The following is a 23,067-nucleotide window of genomic DNA, read 5'->3' as shown; positions in this document are numbered from 1 at the left end:
TGCAATATTATGTCTTTTAGTACTCCCATCCTCTTCATTATCTTCAACAAAATAGAAGAAACAAAAAAAGTTTTTGAAGTTATAAGACAACAAAGACCTGCTCAACTTTTTATTGCTGCCGATGGACCGAGACCTACCAAGGAAGGTGAGAAAGAAAAGTGTGATTATATCAAAAATTGGGTAGTGAATAATATAGACTGGCCATGCGTGATAAAAACCTTATTTCGGGAACAAAATGTCGGTTGTGGAAAAGGTCCATCGGAAGCCGTTACTTGGTTTTTTGAACACGTACAGGAAGGAATTATTTTGGAAGATGACTGCCTCCCCAATGATACGTTTTTTGGGTTTTGTGCTGATTTACTGGATAAGTATCGTGATGATGAACAGGTTTCAATTGTCTCAGGTAATAATTTTCAGCTACAACAACCTATGCCCTTAACTGCTGACTATTATTTCTCGGTGTTCCCCAGTTCAAATGGATGGGCAACATGGAGGCGGTCATGGCAGGGTTTTGATTATCATATTACTTATTGGGAAAAATTAGACAAAAAAGATTTTATAAAATTTTTATTTGAAGATAAAGAGCACCAACAATGGTGGAAGCAACAATTTGATTGGATACATCGACAAAAACCAGATGATATGTGGGATTTTCAATTTCACTTTCTCTGCATGTCGCGGCGGCAATTGGCCGTGATGCCAAAAGCGAATTTGGTTAAAAACATTGGATATGGACCTGATGCTACGCATTCTCAAGACCCCGATAACTATTTTGCCAATATGCCTACTTATGAGTTAAACTTTCCTTTGACGCACCCCGAACGTATTGAAAGAAATTATGAAGCGGATGTGTTCATTCAAGACATGCTTTTTGGTAGAGAAGAAGTGGTCAGTAATTTCAAAAAAATGAAGAGACTAATCAAACGCCTCATTAAGTATACGCCTCGATGACACAGCTATCTGTGATTACAATCAATTTAAATAACAGTGCAGGTCTGAAAAAAACCATCGAAAGTGTTGTTAGCCAGACCTTTCAGTTATTCGAGTTTATTATCATTGATGGTGGGTCAACGGATAGCAGTGGGAAGGTGATTGAAGAATATTCAAAGCACCTAACCTATTGGGTTTCTGAACCTGATTGTGGGATTTACCACGCCATGAACAAAGGCATTAAGGTCGCTAAGGGGAGGTATTGCTTATTCCTAAATTCGGGTGATTGGTTGGTTAAGCATACCGTGTTAGCGGATGTTTTTTCCGAAAATCTTACGGCAGATATTATCGCAGGGGATGTGTATTATTATGATAACCAACGAAATACGATACAGTGGCACGTTGTGTCGCCAGATGTATTGAGTGCTAAAATACTTTTTCAGGGGAGCTTGCCTCATCAGTCTACGTTTATTCGACGAGCTTTGTTTGAAAACATAGGCTATTATAACGAAAGCCTTCGTATCGCGTCTGATTGGCTCTTTTTTGTGGAGGCTTTGCTGGAAAAAGGTTGTAGTTATACGCATTACCAAGGAGTGGTATCCTATTTTAATATGGATGGGATAAGCTGTAATCCTGCCACTGATTCCCTTCCTAAAAGGGAACAACTGAGCGTGCTTCAGCAAAAGTATCCTTTGTTTTTGGCTGATTATGACCGCTTGGCGCACTTGGAAGAACAGTCAAATCGGTGGTCGGAAAGCCGTGAATATCTTGTTTTTACCTATTTTCAAAAGATAGGATTGATTCAGGCAGGAGTATTTTGTTTGAGATTGTTCCGTTTTTTGAAGCGTAAAATGGCCTTTAGCCGCTAATGATGAAAACATTTCTAAAAAAAATAGCCCAAAAATACGGGTATGATATTTTACACTTACCCACCGACCCGTTGGTAAGGCAGCGGCTAGATTTACTGAAACAGTACGATATAAACCTGATTTTTGATATTGGTGCCAATGTAGGTCAATATGCCCAGAAGATGAGGGAAATCGGGTATCGGGGAGAAATCGTTTCCTTTGAACCTTTGCCTCGGGAGTTTGAGCAACTCAAAAAAAAAGCGGAAGGAGATTTTAGATGGAAAGCAGCGGAATTTGCGCTTGGTAATTTCAACGGGACGGCCGAAATCAATCTTGCTAAAAACTCATATAGCAGCTCAATTCTAGATATTCTGCCTGTGCACGTAGAAAGTGCCCCTGACTCTGTTTATGTAGGAACCCAAACGGTAATGGTCCGCCGGTTGGATGATGTGATTGAGCAATATTATCTTCCAGGCCAAAATATCTTTGTTAAAATAGACACGCAAGGATTTGAAAGGCAGGTATTTGAAGGGTGCATGGCTTCGCTCTCCAAAATTAGCGGCTTCCAGTTGGAATTGTCAATCGTGCCGCTGTACGAAGGTGAAACCCTGATGCAGGAAATGGTAGACTTGCTAAGAAATCATGGGTTCAAGCTTAAACTTATAGAAGGCGGGCACCGAAACTACGAGACGGGCGAGTTGCTTCAGGTAGAAGGGTATTTTTATCGATGAAATTATCAATCATCACCATTAATCTCAACAACTGCAAAGGGCTAGAAAAAACCATCAATAGTGTAATTAGCCAGCAGTTTACTGATTATGAGTTTATTGTGATTGATGGCGGGTCGAGTGACGGGAGCTTAGAATGTATAAAAGAGCACCAAAATCATATTCATTATTGGTTGTCAGAACCCGACAAAGGGATTTACAACGCCATGAATAAGGGCATAGCACAAGCTAAAGGGGACTATTGTTTGTTTTTAAACTCGGGAGATTGGCTGGTCGAAAATGTGTTAAGTAACGATTTCGGGAGGGATTTTGTGGAAGATATTATCTACGGTAATTCCTATCTCGCTTATAGCAACGGAACTATTGAAGAATTGAAATATCCATCTCTGCTTTCTATGCGGTATTTTTTTAGTGCAACCATTGGTCATCAATGTACTTTTATTAAAAGAACTCTTTTGAATACCTATGGGGGTTATAATGAGGCGTTTAAAATTCATTCTGATTACGAATTTTGGATTAAGGCGATTATTATTGGCAATTGTACTGTGAAGCATTGGCCCGTATTTGTGTCTTATTATGATATGTCGGGGATTAGTTCTCAGCCCAATGAGTGGAGCCAAAAAGAGCATAAAGCTATTTTGAGTACGTATTTTTCAGCGACTATTTTAGCGGATTATGATTACTGGAAAAAACGGGAAAAAGAAATGGAGATTTTGATGTGGTATAAGCGCCAGAGTATTTTATATCCATTCCTTGTGCTGTTTTATAAGGTGGTAAAAAATATCAGAAAGTTGCTTAAAATGAGTTATTGAGTGATGTTTGAAGTCCCCATTTTGTTGATTGTTTTCAACCGCCCTCAGGCGGCTCAAAAAGTATTTAATGAACTAAAGAAAATAAAGCCCAAATATTTGTTTGTGGCCGCTGATGGGCCAAGGCTGGACAAACCTGACGATGTTGTGAAATGTGAGGCTACGCGAGAAATTTTCAAACAAATAGACTGGCCATGTGAATTGAAAACCTTGTTTCGAGACAAAAACCGAGGCTGTGGACGCGGCCCTGCCGAAGCCATTACTTGGTTTTTTGAGCAGGTGGAAGCAGGGATTATCTTGGAAGATGACTGTGTGCCGAGCGCAGGATTTTTTCCGTATTGTTCGGCCTTGCTCAAACGCTATAAAGAAGACGAAACAATTTACATGATTTCGGGGACCAATGCCCTGAAATCGTGGCGACGGAGGCGATGTTCCTATCTTTATTCATTGATGGGACACAGTTTAGGCTGGGCTACTTGGCGCCGTGCCTGGCAAAAATTTGACTACAGCATGGAAGCATGGAAGAGCAAAGAAAGTAAAAAAGCGATTCGTAAATTTTTAAATAATCAACGGTATTTTCGGCATTTCAAAGCTGAATTTGACAAAGTTTATCTAGAAGAGCCTAATGATGTTTGGGATTTTCAATGGCTTTTTGCACGTTGGCTCAACGGTGGAAAAACGATTGTCCCTTCCGTCAATCTTATTTCTAACATTGGCTTCAATGCTGATGCCACCCATTCTTTTTATGAAAATGATCCCCTTGCTAACCTGCCTTTAAAACACCTCACTTTTCCGTTAATTCCCCCAACGCGGAGGTTAGATTCTATATTTGACTGGATACTTTTTGAACGTTTCATTAATCAAGAAAAACGTTCGTTTTACAAAAAAGTAATATTGAAAATTATTAAGGTTCTGATTAATAAGGGGTTGCTTTGATAGTGATATGAAAAAAACAGTATTAAATCTATCGGCAATTGATTACAGCGGCGCGGGAAAGTTTACGACTCATTTCAATGATCTTCTGCTGGGGGCAGGTTACGATTCTTACTTGATTGTTAGAGATGTGAAAGCAAACTATCCACATGCTATACACTATCCCGATTCGAAGTTTGAAAACAGCCTCCCCAAAATACGCCGTAAAATATTCCAAAAAGAATGGTCGAAGGTCAGTTTAGACTATGATTATTACTTTTACAACAGTTTTGAAAAGTATCCAAGAGCAACCGCTAAAAAGCTATTGTCCCTTATTCCAAAAAAACCAGATACTATCGTCATTCATTGGGTAACGGATTTTATCAACACAAAACTAATTGATGAATTATGTCAGCTGACGGGAGCGCAAATTGTTTGGCTAATGTTGGACAATGCTCCCATGACGGGAGGCTGCCATTATCCATGGGAGTGTGGCGGATATCACAATGATTGCAGTGACTGTCCTGCCATTGTAGATGCAAACTATCATTGGTTGCCTCAGAAAAATCTGGCCTTCAAAAAACAACATTTGCCTTCAAATACCCGATTATTGGTCTTTTCTGAAAACGATTACGAAAGAGCCATGTGTTCGTCGGTATTTAAAAATCAGCAAATTATGAAAATGCCGGGGTATTTTGTGGACGAAGCCAAATATAGCCCAGGGGACAAAATGGCCGCGAAAGATTTTTTTTCGCTTCCAAAAGACCATAGAGTTATTTTCTTTGGGGCTACCTCTTTGGATGAAAGAAGAAAAGGTATTCAATTATTTATTGATGCTTTAAAAACCATTGACCTCACCAATGTAACGCTGTTGGTGGCGGGAGCGGCGACCTTACCGCTTCAATACGAAAATATGAAGTTGGTGGGGAATTTATCCGAAGAAGACTTGATTAAAGCCTACCAAGCGGCTGATATTTTTGTGTGCCCCTCGTTGGAAGATTCGGGGCCTACAATGATTAATCAGGCTGTTTTGTGCGGTACGCCGGTGGTTTCTTTCAAAACAGGATTAGGATCAGAGTTGGTACATACTAGAGAAACGGGCTATCTCGCGGCGTTTGGCAGTTCGGAGGATTTGGCAAAAGGAATCGATTATTTAATAAGACTACCGCAAGCTGAGTTGGATATCATCTCAAAACAGTGTCGAGATTTTACCATGAACCTATATGGTGGACGGGATAGGTATTTGCAAATTCTTGAAAACGCTCTCTGAATTGGTTTTGACTACCATTGACTTACAAAAATGAAGACTATTTTGGTCATTGGAGGTGCAGGGTTTATTGGCTCAAACCTAATACACTATATTACTGAGAACGACTTAGTAAACGAATACCATTTTGTTTGTATATGCAGAAACAAAGTTCCCCAAATAAATCACCCTCATGTAGAATACATCATGGGGGATTATTGTGATGAAGTTCTCCTGAATTCCATTTTTGGAAAATACAATTTTGATGGTGTTTTTCATATTGCAAGTTCGTCCGTACCCGTGACCTCAAATGATACTATTAGGGGGGATATTCAGCAAGATTTAATAGGGACAATAAGATTGCTGGAATTGATGAGACGTTTTAAATGTAACTTTATCTTATTTTTCTCTTCGGGGGGGGCATTGTATGGGAACAACGGTGCTCCGGGAGGTGCCAAAGAAACAGACCTGTGTAAGCCCATCAGCTCTTACGGCATTATAAAATGGTCAATCGAAGAATATATTCAACTTTTTCATAGAAATTACGGTATTAATTATTTGATACTTAGGCCTTCCAATTTGTTTGGCGAGTTTCACACTTCCGATAAACAGGGTATTATTAATATAGCCATCCGAAAAGCAATTAACCAACAGCCTTTGGAGATTTGGGGAGATGGACAACAGGCTAAAGATTACCTTTATATAAAGGATGCGGTGGCGGTGATTTATGCCCTTTTGGTTAATAATAAAAGAAATCTGATTCTGAATTTGGGAAGTGGGCAAACGACCTCTATTAATCAAATTGTGGAGTATATCCGAGAATTAGAACCCGAAATAGAGGTTAATTATAGGAGTTCGGTTAAAGCAGATGTTCGTGATATTTCATTAAATATCAATGAGTTGAAGCGAAATGTCGCAAGTCTTATGTTAACGGATATTCGGCAGGGTATTTATAATACGTATAAGTGGGAGAGGGTGCAATTTTTGCGCCGTTTACCATTTGGCAAAGTGTTGATGTAAGTACAATCATGCCCAAGCTGTCTATCATTACCATTAATTACAACAACGTTGAAGGGCTGAAAAAGACCATCGAAAGCGTGGTTAATCAAACCTCGGATGAATTTGAATATTTGGTGATTGATGGTGGTTCGACCGACGGGAGTCTGGATATAATTAAGAAATATTCTGATAAAATCAACTATTGGATAAGTGAGCCAGACAATGGTATTTATCATGCCATGAACAAAGGGATTTTGAAAGCAAAAGGCGATTATTGCCAATTTCTCAACTCGGGAGATTATCTAATAGCACCCGATGTGACTGCGGAGATGCTTGATAAAATACCTGATTGCAGTATTTTGTATGGTAATAAAATTCGGGAGGTTAATGGGCAAATGCAGGTAGAACGTAGTTTTGCGGGCCGACAAGTGACCCTGTTTGATATGTATGTCTCTACGTTTTTTCACGCGCCCGCTTACATCAAAAAGTCGCTGTTTGATACTTATGGGTTGTACGATGAATCGCTCAAAATCGTATCGGATTGGAAATTTTACCTCATTGCCATCGGATTAAACAACGAAAAAGTCGTTTATAAAGACATTGATTTGGTGTGGTTTGACCCCAACGGAATCAGCAGTACCAACAAAGCATTGGATAAACAGGAACGAAAAATGGTGTTGGAGCAGGTACTGCCGCCCAATATCCGGTTGGATTATGAAGAGTTTGCGCGTGACGGTCAAATCATGCGCAGGTTGAAAAAAAGTAAGTGGGCTTGGTTTATGGTCCTTAATCTCTACCGACTCTTTTTTAGAGTCGATAAGTATTTGTAAAACAGTTTATTATGAAGCAATTTCTTTCTGGAATCCTTGATAAGTTAGGGTTTATGGTCGTTACGAAACGAAAAATAAAGACCTATCAACTGGCAAAACTAGAACAAGAGTACCCGATGTTGGAAGACAAGGGGATATTTATAAAAGCGCGCGCCAATGGAGGATTAAAGGAAAAACTGGTGGCACAAGGCAAAACACGCTGGTTAGAAATCGGTTGCGGAGGCACGTTTGATGACTATTTTGTGTATATCGACCTGTTTCCCGAAACATTGGTCAATCAAAAAGGGAAATATTACCGACTAGATATGGTCAATGCCACCGATGAGAGCCTTCAAAAACTCGGTAAATTTGACTTGATACGGATGCAGCACGTGTTTGAACATTTTACGCCTGAGGCAGGTAGAACGGTGCTGGAGAATTGTGCTAAACTCCTCAACAAAGACGGGTACATCCTCATCTCTACGCCCGATTTGAGAAAGTACATCGGATTTTATTTGTCAGGCCAAATTAGAAATAATTTTGATTGGGCTTTGAACCGAATCCCTAAGGATAGTCCCAACAGCTTCTATTTTTCTGTTTTTTCGCATAGTCTGCCGTTTGAAAAACACGAATGGTGCTATGACGCGGAGGGGTTACTTTATCAAATGGAGACGGTTGGGAAATTTAAAAACGCCCGAGAAATTACGCTTGAAGATGAAATGGCCAATATTCCTTTTACCCACAATCGGCCAAACGAAGATGTTTGTGTGCTGGCTCAATTGAAGTAGGTTACCCATGAAAGTGTATCTTGACCCTTGGACAGATGTAGATTATACGGCGTTTTATATTCAAGGTCTGTATGAAATTTATGGCAGACAAAACGTTCAGTTTTCCAGTCGTTATTTTAATGGAAATAAACCTAATCTAGCTTTAAAGTTTGTGGTAGAAAGTGGAGCGAGAATCAGCAGGTACGTGATTGATTGGAGTGACGCAACCACCGTGGAGCGGGAAGATTATGAATGGTGCGATTTTTACGGCAAAATCAATTATAATGAAAAGGCAACTCCCGAAGAATTAAGGACCAAAATCATAAAATTAGCCCCAAGTTTTGGTATCAAAACATGGAGTTTATACTATAGCGTGTTCCTTGCGGGTGCAAATTGTCTTAGATCAACCCCTCCGTTGAAGCAGACCAAGCGATTTTTGTCAAAGTATATAAAGCACAACAGGCATCTTCCGATTGAAAGTTATCGTCCCGGTGAATCAAAGAGTGATTATGTTTTCTCCGTGAGTGCCTTGTGGAACAGTGACGAATGGATTCGTAATGATGAAACCGTTAATTTATACCGCGCTCGCTTTTTTGAGGTTTGTAAATCAATCAAAAATCTGCATTTTGAAGGGGGATTTGTGTATAGTCAAATCAAAAATATGAATCCTCGTTTTCAACATTTAATGTTAGATACGGATTGGATTTTGAAAGAAGAATACATTGCCAAAATCAAGGACTCAACGCTCGTTTTTAATACGCCCGCTTGGGCTATGTGCCACGGGTGGAAATTGGGGGAGTATTTGGCCTTAGGCAAAGCCATTATTTCAACGCCCTTGATAAATGACTTACCCGCTCCGCTTGAACATGGTAAGCACATTCATTATGTATCTGGCCAAGAAGATGAGATAAAAAAAGCCATTGAACTTTTGCTTACTAATCAAGAATACAGACGGCATTTAGAAAAGGGAGCGTATGCCTATTATGAAAAGTATGCCTCGCCTATTCAATCGGTGAAACTTTTAGTTGGATAGGCTCACAGACAATGAAATCAGATTTTTAAGGTATTTTTTCGGTTTACTGGTTACTGTCTTTATAGCCAAGGTCAAAACAAAGTAAGGGGATAAAAAAGTATGATACTTGAAAATTTAGAATTTAAGATATTAAAGAAATTAAGCTTGCTGAATTTCTTTAATGTATCAAAAAGAATATCATACGCTCGCCATAAAATTAATGTTCCTGTTGTTGGAGGACTTGGATATCCAAATCTTTATTTAAAACCCAATTGGCTTTATTTACTCGTAAATGAGTTGTTTGTTTCAGATGGACAAACATTTGTTGATGTGGGGGCAAATATTGGGCAAACGCTCTTATCTGTCAAGACTGCTGAAAAACAAATAAACTACATCGGCTTTGAGCCTGCCATATCTTGCTGTTATTACTTAAAAGAATTAGTAAGGGTTAATAATTTAAAAAATTGCCACATTTATAATTTCGCGCTTTCTGATAAATTAGGGCAGATATTCTTGGAAAGAAACAATGATGCGGATCCTACAGCGTCGATTATAGAAGAACTCCGACCACAATTTTTTAAGTTGAAGGAGCCCATCATATCGCTCAATCTAGATATTTTGGAATTGGATGCACCCATTAATTGCATAAAGATTGATATTGAAGGTGCTGAATTGGAGGCGTTGAATGGGATGGAAAAACTGATTCGTAAGAATCGCCCCTATATTATTTGCGAAGTGCTGGATAGTTTTAGTGATGAAGTCTTTGAATTTACCCAAAAGAGAGCGGCTGAAGTATGCTCTTTTCTTAAAGCACTCGATTATTCAATCATTCAATTGGTACAGGATGAGACAACAGAGCGAATTATTTCGTTTCATGAAATTGATACCATCACTTTAATTCAATGGAATAAAAAAAGCCTCCAACTCAATGATTATATCTTTTTTCCCTCGATTAATACAGAAATGGTGACGAGTATTTTAACTAAATTGATTAAATAGCTCTCCCGATTTTTGGTCAATACGATAATTATTTAAATCCATAAAAGATGAATATAGTCGATTTTAGCAAAGAGGAATTCCAAAACCAACAAATTGAGGCATCTCATTTGGAGGAAATATTGAAGGATTTTCGCCGGGATGGCTATGTGATTTTTAAGGATATTTTTTCAAAAGACTATATTAATGAGCTTAACGCTGATTTTATTGATAAGTATGGACATCTTTTTTCGGAAGAATATAAAAAAAATGTGTTTCGAGTGGGACATAGAAGGATTCAAGTATCGGTGGAATTAAAAAAATCTTTTAACACCCCCTATTTGTATGCAAACCCGTTCATACTTCCTGTTTTAGAAGGAATATTTAATACAGAGTTTATAATCAGTGATTTAACCTGTGTTACATCTTTGCCAGGGGCTAAATATATGCCACTGCATAGAGATGGAGCTATATTTAAAGGCGTTGCCTTAGCCCCTCTTCTGCCAGCGTATGCAGTTGGACTTCTTATTCCTTTGATTCCTTTTACAAAACTGAACGGACCTACTCGTTATTGGCCAGGTAGTCATCGAAGCCCTCTTCATTCGGGCGCTTTTGAAGGCAACCCCAACTTTATTGAGCCTGAAATAGAAACGGGATCCTGTATTTTGATGGACTACCGCATTGTACACTGCGGTAACCCTAACCAATCAGACGAAAAAAGACCCTTACTGTATTGCAATTATAGCCTTCCATGGTATTTTGATAGCTCTAATTTTAGATTTGATCCACACTTAATTGTGGATGATAATAACTATTCAGATATTCCAGAAGAGTATAAGTCCCTTTTTCAAAGAAGAAACATGAAACTTCAATAAAATATCATCAATATAAAGAATGTACGCCCTATATTTGAATCCTAAAATAGCAGGTATGCAGTTACGTTTTCCCATAAAAGACATCAAAATACAATTTAAGGGCGTAAAAAAAAACATTACACATCCAAATCATTGCTATCCTTCTGTATGTCTTAATCAGCATGAATTTGTGCTTGATTTAGAGGGGGTTGGTTGCTTTTATGCTTGTAACGGAAACTATATAGAACTCATGCCTTATCCCAATGTCACCCAAAATGCATTGGAGTTATATCTAAATGGGTCAGTATACGGTGCTGTATTACATCAGCGGAAAAATTTACCACTACATGGCAGTTGCTTTAGTTTTCAAGGGATTGGGGTAATGATTTGCGGAGAATCAGGTGTAGGAAAGTCATCACTCACGGCGGCATTTTGTCTGGAAGGAGCTGATTTTTTAACTGACGACATCACACCCATCTTGATTAAAGAAGGAAAACCTTATATATGGGCGATTTCAGACCGAATAAAATTGTGGAGTGATAGCCTAATGCAGCTTAAACAGAAGGAGGAAGAGTTGAGCCGAATTATGCCTGAATGGGGCAAGTTTTATTTTCCAATGGAGTCAGAAAGGGGAGAACTAGTGGTGTTAGATCATGTTTTTATTCTTCAAATTCACGATAAACCCACCGTGGAAATTCAAGAAGTAGAAGGCATTGAAAAATTTATTGCCCTCAGAAATGAAATTTACCGTAAAGAGTTTCTTCAAGGGATGCCTGAAAGTGAGGCTTCTTATCTAAAAAAATTGATCACAATAAGCCAAACGGTGAAAATAACGAAGATTTATCGACCCACAGGTATTTCCATTGAGCAGTTGCGACTTGAACTTGAAAAACATATTTTATCATTTCTAACTAAACCGAGTGTTGTTGAAGTAGTATTATGAAACAAGTTATAAAATTTAGTAAATTGCCAATACAGGAAAAATTGCTTTTTGTGGAGGCACTGTTATTTTCGTATAGCGCTAAAGTTTTGCTTTTGATTTTACCGTTCAAATACTGCCTGAAGTTTGTTTCTAATGATAAATGTGAAGATACCGAACCGGATGTTCGAGAACTGAAACAAATAAAAAAAGCCGTATATCGTAGCAATGGGCTGGCATTTTGGGATAATAAGTGTTTGGTGATGAGCCTTGCATCGCGCTGGATGCTGCAACGCCGCCGTATTCCCTCACAGATTTCGCTGGGAGTAGCTTTTGACGAAAAAAATAATTTTATCGCTCATGCTTGGCTCAAGACCTTTGAATATGAAATTGTGGATAAGGGAGGAAACTACCGCGAATTGTATCAATTTTAAATGACTTTTTTTTATATTTACCAACCAAAACACAAAAAACGATGGAAACGCAAAACACTGACAAAAAAATCTGGTCAAAACCAACTGTTTTAACGCTGGATATTAATCATGATACCTACTCCGACAAAGGAACTGGAGATAGAGAGGTAGGTAAAGGTGATGCTGAAAATAAATTAAAGTCAATCCCTTCTTAGGTAATGCTGTACGGAGAGTTTTCTCTTGTACCTTTTGGCCAAAAAAGTGCATCTGTTCGTCGTCTCCAAAAGACAATGAATTGGGCAGGGTGCATTCATCATCAGGTAACGTACGGAAATTTTTCGGGCGGTTTCTTCCTGCATCCGCATCTGCCATTTACGGTTGAAGACTGCCTGTACATTGATACCGACAATGATTTGTTGGTATTAATGTCGGGCTCTGTTTATAATCGTTTTGAAATAGACCGAGATATAGACCGTAAGCTGGGAGTTCTTCCGTTGCCCGCTCTCATCGCTAATATTTTTTTGCGTAAAGGCCCTAGTTTTGTTAATACCCTTAATGGGGATTTCAGTATCGCTATTTATCAGGGGCGGGATAATATGTTGTCCCTTTTTCGCGACCATGTAGGCGTTAATCCATTGGCGTATACGCTACAAGACAACTCTCTATTCTTCTCTTTCGATATAATCGGTTTGTGCCGGGCTTTCCATGAAGAAGGCAAGAGAATGAACATGGACCCCATTATCTCTATTTACAAGCCAGTAGATATGACTTTAACGCCTAATGAAAAGGTGTTGAAATTGAAAGCAGGGCATTTTTTACAGTTTAATTCTGATGGAATTATAACTAAAAAGTACTGGGAGCCTGAGCGGGTTAAAACGGATAATAATCTTTCCCAACCCCAAATGTTGGCCGAGATCAAAGCGCTCCTCCAGGACGCAGTACATATTCGGGCAGATCCGCGTTTCAATGCAGGGGCCCATCTGAGCGGGGGCTTTGACTCAAGCACCGTGGCCGTGCTCGCCCGAAAAGAGTATGCCAATCAGACGCGGTTTTATGGGTATTCTTGGTCTCCCGACAACAGCACACCTGATGAACATGAACTGGATGAGAGAGAATTGGTAAAAAAAACCTGTCAAATGTCGGGAATCATTCCCGCTTTTATCCACGTGGAAGTGCAAGATTTTGTGAAGCTGACCGAAAACTCACTCAACAACTTCACTTATTTCTACGAAGAGAAAGTACTTGAATTGGCAAAACAACAAAAAAATAATTTGCTTTTCAGCGGGTGGGGTGGTGATGAGTTTATCAGCTTTGGTAGTTCAGGAGTTGATTCAGACCTTTTTTTTAACTTCCAATGGAAGACGTTTTTTAAAAAGAATCCGCTGAATAAACCCAAGAAAATTATCTCTTATTTACTGTACCGAATTTTGTTTCCTGCAATTGGCTTTGTGCCTTTCGGAGTGCGTAAAAGCTACAAAGACACATTACGTTTTTTTAAAAAAGAGGCTAGGGGATTTCATCAGGAAACTTACAACCGATACAACTTTTATCGCTCACGCCGAGAATACCAACTTAGTATGTTGTATACGTATCATCTGGCTGAGAGAACCGAGTGTTGGGCGATTACGGGATACCGAAACGGGGTGGTGTATAGGTATCCTTTGTTGGACAAACGAATCATTGAGTATATGTTGAAAGTTCCTTCCAAGGCATTGGTGAAGGATAGCAAATATACCCGCATTATTCTTCGTGAAATCACTGAAGGGTTGTTACCTGAAGAGGTACGGTGGCGAGTGGGTAAATGGGATCCTGCTTTTTTTTCTCTGGTACATAAACAATCCAAAGAAAGAGGAATGCTTTTTATGAGGGAGATAGCAGAATTTAAAACGAACCCTAATTTGTATTTTGTAGACTTTGATGAATTGGAAATTGGGGTGAAAAAGATTCAAGAAAATCCTGATTATCCTGAATCTTCAAAAGTTATTGGCGCTATCGTCGCCTTTAAAATGTACCATGAGTTTTCGAAAAGGTATGTTGAAAAAATTGAGGAGCGGGAAAACGTATCATAAATAAAAGCCTATGTCTGTTGAATCCACTGAAAGCCCTGTAGCCGAGCAGGAAATATGTGTTAAGTGCGGTATTTGCTGCGATGGAACCCTCTTTAATCATGCGGAGTTAGAGCCAGGGGAAATGAGTAGTGGTAGCTTGCCCAAAAAAATAGAGCAAAACTATCGCAAGATGGGCGAAAAAGAGCGATTTGTACTTCCCTGTCAATATTTTGAGGGAAAATGTACCATTTATGATCAAAATAGAGCCATAGTCTGCTCAGCTTTTCGGTGTCAGTTGTTAAAGGATTTTTCTAAAGGAAGAATTACAAAATATGATGCCGATAAAACTGTATTGAACGCGCTGAAGTTCAGGAATGAAATTTTTGAATTATATAAGCGTATTTTTGGGGTTGATACTAAGCTGAGTTTTCGACAATTGTTGACTGAGATAGGTAAAATGCCTGTGCCTCCTGCCGAACAATCCAAGGAGTTGGCGTTGTTGAAAGCACAATGTAATATCTATGAAACTTTACTAATCAAAAACTTTAAGTCAATCAAAACCTTCAAGTCTATGATTGACACTACAGTAGAACAATAAATAATTACCTCAGAAATGGCACTATTTATACGAAACAATGAAACCATCTCGGGTCAATTGAATGACGACTTGGTGATGGTAGATATTGAAAAAGGAAGTTATTTCTCGCTCAATTCGGTAGCGACCCGGATTTGGGAGTTGCTCGAAAACCCGTTAAGCTCCGAAAGCCTCTATAATGCCCTCATGGCAGAGTACGACGTCAGTCCCGAACAATGCCGTACTGAAGTGAATGAGTATCTTGAAAAAATGAAAGAATTGGGGTTGATTCAAGTAGTTGCCTGATTTTTTACGACAAATAAGTGTTTTCGGTTGTTATTCCGCTTTATAACAAAGCCAACTACGTTGAAAAAGCCGTAAAGTCAGTGCTTGGACAGACATTCCGAGATTTTGAGGTGATTGTGGTCGATGATGGCTCAACTGACGATGGTTTTGCCCGACTTAAGTATTTGCAAGACGATAGACTACGTCTCATTCCGCAAAAAAATGCGGGGGTTTCTGTGGCCAGAAACAACGGTGTCAAAACGGCTAAATATGATTACATTGCTTTTTTGGACGCGGATGATTGGTGGGATGAACGCTTTCTGGAGCAAATGGAAAAGCTAATCTCCGATTATCCTCAAGCGGCTCTCTACGCTACCAACTACTACAGTGTAAAAAATAGGATAAATCGTCGGGCTGTTATTGGCGTTGCTGATGGTTTTCAAGGTGGTTACATTGATTATTTTGACGTATATGCCAAAACGTTCTGGGCACCCGTCAACTGTTCGTACGTGGTGATAAAAAAAACGGTTTTTGTTGAAGAAAAAGGCTTTCAGCCATTCTTGAGAATGGGGGAGGATTTGGATTTGTGGCTTAGGGTGGCGTTGAAGCACAAAGTCGGCTATCTGAATCAATTTTTGGCGTACTCAAACCAAGATGCTGAAACGTCCCAACGAGCATTGGGTGTAGAAAAACGTTGGAAGAAAGAAGAGCACGTGATTTTTAATCTGGCCTACCTGCATAAATATGAAAACCAATTGCCCAAGCTGAAGTATTTGCTCGATGGCCTGCGGCTGAGGTCTTTGATTCCTTTTTATTTGCAAAACGCATATCCCCAAGAAATCAGGGAAATCGTGAAAACAATTAACTTTTCTCGCCATCCGTTTTTGTATCGCTTTGTTTATACTTGGCCCAAAGCGGTGGTTTTGGGTTATTTTTTAGGTAAAAAATACGGGTCGTTTGTCAAACAATCTATCATTCGTATGGCCCATAAAGCACGGAATTAATCAACTATGATTCCAAAAATAATTCATTATTGCTGGTTTGGGCGCGGTAAAATGCCAGAAATGGCCATTCGCTGCATCGAATCATGGAACATATACTTGCCTGATTACGAATTAAGACTCTGGAACGAAGATACGTTTGATATAAACAGCGTAGTCTATGTAAAAGAGGCCTACGAAGCTCGAAAATTTGCCTTTGTGACAGATTATGTACGCCTTCACGCCCTGTATCATTTTGGTGGAATTTACATGGACACCGATGTGGAAGTTCTCAAACGTTTAGATGATTTATTGTCCTACCCAGCCTTTTCTGGATTTGAAAGTGAAATAGAAATCCCCACTGGAATCATGGCCAGCGCGCAGAACGGTGCATGGGCCCGCGAAATGCTAGCCTATTATGAGGGAAGGAATTTTCAAAAAAAAGACGGGACGTTGGATATGACCACCAACGTTGAAATTATTTCGGGAATCATGTCGGCCAATGGGTTTGTCTTGAAAAATGGTTATCAGGTTTATAAAGATTGTATGCATATCTTTCCGAAAGATTATTTTTGTCCTAAATCTCGGAGTGGTTTGATTACCCTTACAAAAAACACCTATTGTATTCACCATTTTGAGGGTTCTTGGCAGCCCATGAAGTACAAAATGAAGAAATACTTCTTTCAAAAGATTGTAGGCCCCATAATAACGGATAAACTCATACGAATGAAACGTTTTCTGATAGGGGCGCGGCAAAATAAATCCTTATAATCTACTTGAAGCTATGCTGAATTATTTACCGAAATACTACATGAGTCAGGCCATAGGCTTGTTTATGATTATTTTTGCAGCTATTTCTGTTCTTTTTATCTCCAATATTTTGCCTTTGTTATGGGTATTTCCTGTACTTTTTGAAGTCATTGCTTTTTTTTATTTCTCAGCGGTATATACGCGCAAGTGGGCCAATGTATCAAACGTATTGTACCAAAAAATGCTATTTCTGATGGCATTTGCCATTCGGGTTGCATTTGTGTTTATCAGTTATTTCTTTTTTGATTACATGACTGGCCAGCCCTTTGAATTTGAAGCCGGGGATGCCGTTGGTTACCACGGTGAAGGAGCGTGGGTGGCGGGTCTGTTGAAAGATGGTAAATTTGATGAGTACTTGGAGTATATCGGCACAAACTACTCAGATATGGGCTATCCGTTGTATTTAGGAGTTTTGTATTCGATTGTAGGAGATGGGGTCTTGATTCCGAGGCTAATCAAAGCGCTGCTGGGTGCGTTCACCTGTGTGTTGGTTTACCGAATAGCAAGTCGAAATTTTGGGGAAGGAGCAGGACGGATTGCGGGTATTCTGGCGATGTTGGTTCCCAATCTGATTTATTATTGTGGATTACACCTGAAAGAAACCGAGATGGTATTTTTGGTGGTGATGTTTATCAATTTGGCCGATACGGTTTTACGGGCTCAACGACTCAATTTTAAAAATGTGTTGCTGCTTTGTTTGGTTGGTGCGTCGTTGTTTTTCTTTCGTACCGTATTGGCGGTCTGCTTGTGGGCGTCATTGTTTGTGGCGGCTTTTTTCATTTCCAGCCGAATTTCGGGAACAGGGAAAAAAATCGGAATTGTGGTATTGGTATTGGTGGCTGCGGGCTTGATTTTTATCAGTAGTTTGGGTGATAATGTGCAGGAATACATGGATGGAAGCGATAGGAATTTGAAGAAACAAATGTCCAATTATGCCAATCGGGCGGCTGGAAAAAGTAATAAATTGGCCCAATACGGCTCCAAGAGCGTTTTTCTTCCTCTTATGCTTTTGGCTCCCTTTCCAACCTTGGTCGATACGCAGCAACCCAACGCCATGATGATGGCTGGTGCGTTTTTTACCCGAAATGTGTACGCTTTTTTTGTATTTGTTACCCTTTTTGTGATGTACAAACGGAAGTTATGGCGGAATCATGCGCTACTGCTTTCTATTGTGTTTTCTTATTTATTTGTGTTGGCTTCGAGCGGTTTTGCACTGTCAGAACGCTTTCACCTACCGGTAGTGCCTTTTCTGTTGATTTTGGCGTCGTTTGGCATTACCCAAATGAACAGCACAAACAAAAAGTATTACTTCCCTTATTTACTGTTTATTGCGGTATTGGTTATTGGTTGGAATTGGTTTAAGCTGGCAGGAAGGGCCTAAGCGGCGTTATGAAAGTGTTGATTGTGTGTAGCGGAAATGCGCCAAATTTTGATTTTCAAAAACACCAGGCCTTTATTTATGACCAAGTAGAAGCTGTCAAAAGAGCCGATTCATCCATTGAGTTCGATTATTTTTTTATTTCTGGTAAAGGGCTTAAAGGCTATTTAAGGAGCCTGAAAGAGCTAAAAAAAAAACTTAAAGCCGAGCGCTATTATTGTATTCACGCCCACGTTGCGGCGTCGGCATTGTTGGCTAATTTACAAAGAGAGGTTCCCGTAGTGGCTACTTTTCATGGGTCAGATATTAACGATATTCGGCTAAGATGCCTCTCCTTGTGGGTGGAGTTATTGAGTAAAAAAACAATTTATGTGAGCGAACAATTGCTCCAGAAAGCCTTTTTTTACTTTAAACACAAAGCGCAGGTGATTCCCTGCGGGGTAGATTTTGGCTTCTTTTTTCCAAGGCCAAAAGAGGTGTCCAAAGCCCAAATGGGTTTTTTACCCGAAAAAAAACACATTCTATTCTCGTCTTCTTTCGACAATACCGTCAAGAATTATCCTTTGGCAGCCGCCGCGTTGAGCCTTATAAATAACCCAAACTTGCAGTTATTGGAGCTGAAAGGGTATGATCGGGAGGAGGTCGCAGTATTGTTGACAGCCGTCGATGCAGCTTTGATGACTTCACATACCGAGGGGTCGCCACAATTTATAAAAGAGGCGATTGCCTGCGGGTGCCCGGTCGTATCGACCGATGTGGGAGATGTGAAATCGGTGATTGAAAATATCCAAGGCTGTTTTATTACGTCGCGGCAGCCCGAAGATGTAGCCTCAAAAATCCGCCAAGCCCTCAATTATCCAACCCCGATTAACGGTCGAGAGCGTATTCAAAGGTTTGATAACGAATTGATTGCAAAAAAAATAATTTCTCTTTACCAAAGTATAACTTAATCCATGCAACCCGAAATAGTAATCATTGATTATGGAATGGGCAACTTGCGTTCGGTACTCAAAAAAGTGGAACGTTTGCATAAAAGCGTTCAGGTTTCAGCGGATTTAAAAGTCATTGAAAATGCCCAAAAACTTATCCTTCCAGGGGTTGGGCATTTTGCCAACGGGGTCAAAAAATTGAAAGAATCGGGTATATGGGAGGTGCTGAATCAAAAGGTACTGGAGGTGCAAACGCCCATTTTGGGGATATGTTTGGGTATGCAGCTCATGGCAAAATGTAGTGAAGAAGGAAACGCCGAGGGGCTGGGATGGTTGGAGGCCGAAGTCGTTCGTTTTAAGGTCAATGATACCCGTACTTACAAAGTGCCCCACATGGGTTGGAATACGGTGGAGATACAAAAGGAATCGCCCCTTTTTGCTGGGGTGAGTCAAGAGGCGATGTATTATTTTGTTCATTCCTATTATATGAAATGCCACAACGCAAAAGATGCACTAGGAAGCACTGATTATGCGTTGTATTTTACGTCAGCTATCCAAAAAAACAACATTTACGGGACGCAGTTTCACCCAGAAAAAAGCCACGAATGGGGCGACCGTCTCATTCAAAATTTTATCGCTTTACCCGCCTAACCACGGATGTTTAGACCCCGCGTGATTCCCGTCCTTTTATTGAAAGACAAAGGATTGGTCAAATCAGAAAAATTCAAAAATCACCGGTATGTAGGTGACCCAATCAACGCTGTTAAGATTTTCAATGACCTAAAAGCCGACGAGCTCGTTTTTTTAGATATTTTGGCTACTACCGAAAAACGCTCTATCTCGCCAGAGTTTGTCCGCAGGGTAGGAGATGAAGCCAATATGCCGTTTGCGGTGGGCGGCGGCATTCGTTCCATCAAAGAAATCAAAGCCCTTATCAATGCCGGGGCCGAAAAAGTGGTCATCAATACCTACGCCGTCGAAAATCCGTCTTTTATCAAAGAAGCCTCCGAAGAATTTGGCAGTTCAACCATCGTGGTTTCTGTCGACGTCAATCAAAAGTTTTTGCGAAAAAAACAGGTTTACACGGCGGCAGGAACCAAATCAACGGGCTGGGACCCCGTGGAGTGGGCACAAAAAATGCAGGATTGTGGAGCAGGAGAAATCATCATTAACTCTATTGAGCACGATGGCACCATGCAGGGGTATGATTTGAAATTGGTCAAAGAAGTAGCCGAAGCCGTTGAAATTCCAGTGGTGGCTCTTGGAGGAGCTGGAAGCCTGAATGATTTCACCCGCGCTGTTCGTGAATCGTATGCCTCGGCGGTGGCGGCCGGGTCATTGTTTGTGTTTCATGGTCCTCGAAAGGCCGTTTTGGTCAATTATCCACAAAATAAAGAACTTGTACATTTATTCAGTTAAGCCATGAAAATCTGTTCGAAAGGAGTTTGGGACGATAGCTTACCCGGAATTACGTTTGACGAAAACGGAGTTTCTAACTTTGGGAAATTGCAGGAAAGAATGATGCAGGAGTATCCACGAGGCGAGCAGGGCACAAAAGACTGGGAGCAGCTGGTGGAGGAAATGAAAGCCTCGGGGCGGGGAAAAAAATATGATTGCATTGTGGGCGTGAGCGGCGGAGTCGACAGTTCGTACTTGCTGCATATTGCGAACCGCTACGGCCTGCGGCCGTTGGCCGTCAATCTGGACAATGGTTTCAATAGTGAGATTGCCGTGCAGAATATTTTCAAGGTAACGACTAAGCTTAAGATTGATTTAGAAACTTATGTGGTTGATTATGAGGAGATGAAAGACCTTTTGCGGGCGTATATGAGGGCGGGGGTGCCGTGGATTGACGCTCCCACCGACTTGGCTATCAAGGCAACGATGTACAAAATCGCGAACCAGGAAGGAATAAAATACATACTTCGCGGCAATGATTTTAGATCGGAAGGCAAGCAACCCAAAGAATGGACCTATGCCGACGCCAAACAGTTGCTCTTTATTCATAAAAAATTTGGTTCTGGAATTCGACTTAAAACCTACCCTTTGCTGACACTGCCCAAAATGATTTATTCGGGTCTGCTCAAAGGCATTCGAGATATCAGGCCGTATTATTTTTTGGATTACCAAAAACAAGAAGCCAAACAAATGCTGATGGAGGAGTACGACTGGAAGGACTACGGCGGTCATCACCACGAAAACCTGTTTACAAAATTTGCCATGGCATATTGGTTACCCGAAAAATTCGGCATCGACAAACGTAAAATAAACCTGTCGGCGCAGGTACTGAGTGGGGCGTTGTCGCGGGCGGAAGCAATGACCCGCCTGAGTCAGCCTTTTGCACCCAAAGAAGAGCTAGAGAATACCCGCGAATATGTAATTAAAAAATTGGAGTTGAGCCCAGATGAATTTGCAACTATCTGGAAATTAGAAAATAAAAATGCGTTTGATTACCCATCTAATTATAGTCTGATGTTTCGATTGGCCGATACTTTCAGCCCGCTTTTGAAAAAGCTCTATTCCTTCAAACCCATGTCAATCACCGCGCGGGAAGTGATTGACGGGACCACCGAGACCGTTCGTTAAGACATATCAAATAAGTGACGTAAAGTTGAAATGTTTGTCAAAATAAGGCTGCAAACATCAACTATACGCAATGAATATCCTTTTCTACTTTGGTCATCCTGCACAATATCTTTTTGTAAGGGAGACCATCAAGCGATTATCACAATCAAATCGTCATCGGATAAGGATTTTGATAAAGACCAAAGATGTATTGGAGGATTTGTTGCGCAACGAAGGCATGGAATACACCAATATATTGCCGCAGATACGCGGGAATTCCCGGGCGTCGATTATTGTGAGCCTGCTTAAAAGGACTTTTTCAATGCTGCCGATTGTGTTGAAATTTAAACCTGATTTGTTGATTGGTACGGATGCCACGATTGCGCAATTGGGTAAATTGCTGAACATCAATAGGATTACAATTACAGAAGATGATTATGAAGCAATCAAAAATCTGGGAGATTTGGCCTATCCGTTTACCCAAACGATTCTGTGTCCAAGCGTATGTGATGTGGGCAAGTGGGGCACTAAAAAAGTGGGATACGATGGTTATATGAAACTTGGATATTTGCACCCTGCGGTATTCACTGTCAATAACGAAGTGTTGAAAAAGTATGGTTTTGTCAAAAAATATATACTAATTCGTTTATCGCAATTGAATGCTCACCACGATTTTGGGATAAAAGGCCTTAACGAGACCTTGCTTGATACGATAATTGAAATGGTTGAAAGTATTGGTTATCAGGTGTTAATTTCGGCAGAAGGCGGCGGTGATGATAAATATGAAAAGTACAAATTGTCAATCAATCCGAACGACATGCATCATGTGTTAGCAAACGCTCAAGTACTGATTTGCGATAGCCAAAGCATGACCATGGAAGCGGCTATGTTGGGCGTTCCTTCGTTAAGGTATAGCAGTTTTGTGGGCAAAATCTCGGTTTTGGAAGAACTTGAACACACTTATCAGCTGACTGTTGGCATTGTTCAAGGCGATGATGCGCAGCTAATGAAATACTTGCATAACATGCTTAGCGACAAGGATATAAAAGAAAAGTGCCAAGCAAAAAGGGCAAAGATGTTGGCTGATAAAATTGACGTTACAGCGTTTATGGTTTGGTTTATTGAGAATTATCCCCGTAGTAAAAACCAAATGAAAGAAGATCCAGCGATTCAAGATCAATTCAAAAAGCTGAAAACCTAAGCCAAAAACCGAAGGTGAGAAGTTCATATTATAGCCTTAAAAACCCTGAAAAAAGCCAACTTGAACCGATTGAAAA

Annotated in this window: 26 protein-coding genes; all 26 read left to right on the top strand. The window is 40.2% G+C overall.

Annotated features, from left to right (window positions below; all coding sequences use genetic code 11):
- Nucleotides 1-9 precede the first annotated feature (9 nt).
- The 26 genes from DVG78_RS19255 (at nt 10) to DVG78_RS19135 (ending at nt 22,991) form a co-directional block, all read left to right on the top strand.
- Nucleotides 10-951, top strand: a complete 942-nt coding sequence (locus tag DVG78_RS19255) for a nucleotide-diphospho-sugar transferase (RefSeq protein WP_114462672.1) — start codon at nt 10-12, stop codon at nt 949-951.
- A complete protein-coding gene (locus tag DVG78_RS19250; RefSeq protein ID WP_114462671.1) occupies nt 948-1,799 on the top strand; it encodes a glycosyltransferase family 2 protein in 852 nt (283 codons plus the stop codon). The genes DVG78_RS19255 and DVG78_RS19250 overlap by 4 nt, the downstream gene beginning before the upstream one ends.
- Complete coding sequence (locus tag DVG78_RS19245; RefSeq protein ID WP_114462670.1) at nt 1,799-2,509, top strand: FkbM family methyltransferase; 711 nt, start codon at nt 1,799-1,801, stop codon at nt 2,507-2,509. Before DVG78_RS19250 ends, DVG78_RS19245 begins: the two co-directional genes overlap by 1 nt.
- On the top strand, nt 2,506-3,318 hold the full coding sequence (locus tag DVG78_RS19240; protein ID WP_114462669.1) for a glycosyltransferase family 2 protein: 813 nt from the start codon (nt 2,506-2,508) through the stop codon (nt 3,316-3,318). Before DVG78_RS19245 ends, DVG78_RS19240 begins: the two co-directional genes overlap by 4 nt.
- 3 nt (nt 3,319-3,321) lie before the next feature.
- Nucleotides 3,322-4,251: a hypothetical protein gene (locus DVG78_RS19235; RefSeq protein ID WP_114462668.1), complete on the top strand. Its 930-nt coding sequence runs from the start codon at nt 3,322-3,324 to the stop codon at nt 4,249-4,251.
- 7 nt (nt 4,252-4,258) lie between these two features.
- The gene (locus DVG78_RS19230; RefSeq protein WP_114462667.1) at nt 4,259-5,497 is read left to right on the top strand and encodes a glycosyltransferase; all 1,239 of its coding nucleotides are present in this window, start codon (nt 4,259-4,261) and stop codon (nt 5,495-5,497) included.
- Between the two features lie 30 nt (nt 5,498-5,527).
- Complete coding sequence (locus DVG78_RS19225) at nt 5,528-6,493, top strand: NAD-dependent epimerase/dehydratase family protein (protein WP_114462666.1); 966 nt, start codon at nt 5,528-5,530, stop codon at nt 6,491-6,493.
- A gap of 8 nt (nt 6,494-6,501) precedes the next feature.
- The gene (locus tag DVG78_RS19220; RefSeq protein ID WP_114462665.1) at nt 6,502-7,302 is read left to right on the top strand and encodes a glycosyltransferase family 2 protein; all 801 of its coding nucleotides are present in this window, start codon (nt 6,502-6,504) and stop codon (nt 7,300-7,302) included.
- An 11-nt stretch (nt 7,303-7,313) separates the two neighbouring features.
- Complete coding sequence (locus DVG78_RS19215) at nt 7,314-8,069, top strand: methyltransferase domain-containing protein (protein ID WP_114462664.1); 756 nt, start codon at nt 7,314-7,316, stop codon at nt 8,067-8,069.
- A gap of 7 nt (nt 8,070-8,076) precedes the next feature.
- Complete coding sequence (locus DVG78_RS19210) at nt 8,077-9,081, top strand: glycosyltransferase (RefSeq protein ID WP_114462663.1); 1,005 nt, start codon at nt 8,077-8,079, stop codon at nt 9,079-9,081.
- 99 nt (nt 9,082-9,180) lie between these two features.
- Nucleotides 9,181-10,059 (top strand): FkbM family methyltransferase, encoded by an 879-nt coding sequence (locus DVG78_RS19205; RefSeq protein WP_114462662.1) that lies wholly within the window; start codon nt 9,181-9,183, stop codon nt 10,057-10,059.
- A 47-nt stretch (nt 10,060-10,106) separates the two neighbouring features.
- On the top strand, nt 10,107-10,910 hold the full coding sequence (locus DVG78_RS19200; RefSeq protein ID WP_114462661.1) for a phytanoyl-CoA dioxygenase family protein: 804 nt from the start codon (nt 10,107-10,109) through the stop codon (nt 10,908-10,910).
- A 19-nt stretch (nt 10,911-10,929) separates the two neighbouring features.
- Entirely contained in the window at nt 10,930-11,832 is a 903-nt protein-coding gene (locus tag DVG78_RS19195; RefSeq protein ID WP_114462660.1) for a phosphoenolpyruvate carboxykinase (ATP), read from the top strand.
- Entirely contained in the window at nt 11,829-12,242 is a 414-nt protein-coding gene (locus tag DVG78_RS19190; RefSeq protein WP_114462659.1) for a lasso peptide biosynthesis B2 protein, read from the top strand. The genes DVG78_RS19195 and DVG78_RS19190 overlap by 4 nt, the downstream gene beginning before the upstream one ends.
- 41 nt (nt 12,243-12,283) lie before the next feature.
- Nucleotides 12,284-12,436: a hypothetical protein gene (locus DVG78_RS30110; protein ID WP_158550054.1), complete on the top strand. Its 153-nt coding sequence runs from the start codon at nt 12,284-12,286 to the stop codon at nt 12,434-12,436.
- A 3-nt stretch (nt 12,437-12,439) separates the two neighbouring features.
- Nucleotides 12,440-14,290, top strand: coding sequence for an asparagine synthase-related protein (locus DVG78_RS19185; protein WP_114462658.1), 1,851 nt, complete (start codon nt 12,440-12,442; stop codon nt 14,288-14,290).
- 10 nt (nt 14,291-14,300) lie between these two features.
- Nucleotides 14,301-14,867: a hypothetical protein gene (locus tag DVG78_RS19180; protein WP_114462657.1), complete on the top strand. Its 567-nt coding sequence runs from the start codon at nt 14,301-14,303 to the stop codon at nt 14,865-14,867.
- A 15-nt stretch (nt 14,868-14,882) separates the two neighbouring features.
- Nucleotides 14,883-15,149, top strand: coding sequence for a PqqD family protein (locus DVG78_RS19175; protein WP_114462656.1), 267 nt, complete (start codon nt 14,883-14,885; stop codon nt 15,147-15,149).
- Between the two features lie 17 nt (nt 15,150-15,166).
- The gene (locus tag DVG78_RS19170; RefSeq protein WP_114462655.1) at nt 15,167-16,132 is read left to right on the top strand and encodes a glycosyltransferase family 2 protein; all 966 of its coding nucleotides are present in this window, start codon (nt 15,167-15,169) and stop codon (nt 16,130-16,132) included.
- 6 nt (nt 16,133-16,138) lie between these two features.
- Complete coding sequence (locus DVG78_RS19165; RefSeq protein ID WP_114462654.1) at nt 16,139-16,879, top strand: glycosyltransferase family 32 protein; 741 nt, start codon at nt 16,139-16,141, stop codon at nt 16,877-16,879.
- Between the two features lie 13 nt (nt 16,880-16,892).
- Nucleotides 16,893-18,299, top strand: coding sequence for a glycosyltransferase family 39 protein (locus DVG78_RS19160; protein WP_114462653.1), 1,407 nt, complete (start codon nt 16,893-16,895; stop codon nt 18,297-18,299).
- Between the two features lie 8 nt (nt 18,300-18,307).
- Nucleotides 18,308-19,246, top strand: coding sequence for a glycosyltransferase family 4 protein (locus tag DVG78_RS19155; RefSeq protein WP_114462652.1), 939 nt, complete (start codon nt 18,308-18,310; stop codon nt 19,244-19,246).
- Nucleotides 19,247-19,249: 3 nt separating this feature from the next.
- Nucleotides 19,250-19,876 carry an imidazole glycerol phosphate synthase subunit HisH gene (hisH, locus tag DVG78_RS19150; RefSeq protein ID WP_114462651.1) on the top strand — a complete coding sequence of 209 codons (627 nt, stop codon included), beginning with the start codon at nt 19,250-19,252 and terminating at the stop codon, nt 19,874-19,876.
- 6 nt (nt 19,877-19,882) lie between these two features.
- A complete protein-coding gene (locus DVG78_RS19145; RefSeq protein ID WP_114462650.1) occupies nt 19,883-20,644 on the top strand; it encodes an AglZ/HisF2 family acetamidino modification protein in 762 nt (253 codons plus the stop codon).
- A gap of 3 nt (nt 20,645-20,647) precedes the next feature.
- Entirely contained in the window at nt 20,648-21,811 is a 1,164-nt protein-coding gene (locus DVG78_RS19140) for an N-acetyl sugar amidotransferase (RefSeq protein WP_114462649.1), read from the top strand.
- Nucleotides 21,812-21,881: 70 nt separating this feature from the next.
- Nucleotides 21,882-22,991, top strand: a complete 1,110-nt coding sequence (locus DVG78_RS19135; protein ID WP_114462648.1) for a DUF354 domain-containing protein — start codon at nt 21,882-21,884, stop codon at nt 22,989-22,991.
- Nucleotides 22,992-23,067 lie beyond the last annotated feature (76 nt).

It is taken from the genome of Runella aurantiaca, assembly GCF_003339505.1.
Classification (GTDB): domain Bacteria; phylum Bacteroidota; class Bacteroidia; order Cytophagales; family Spirosomataceae; genus Runella; species Runella aurantiaca.
This window is presented reverse-complemented; position numbering and strand designations above follow the sequence as displayed.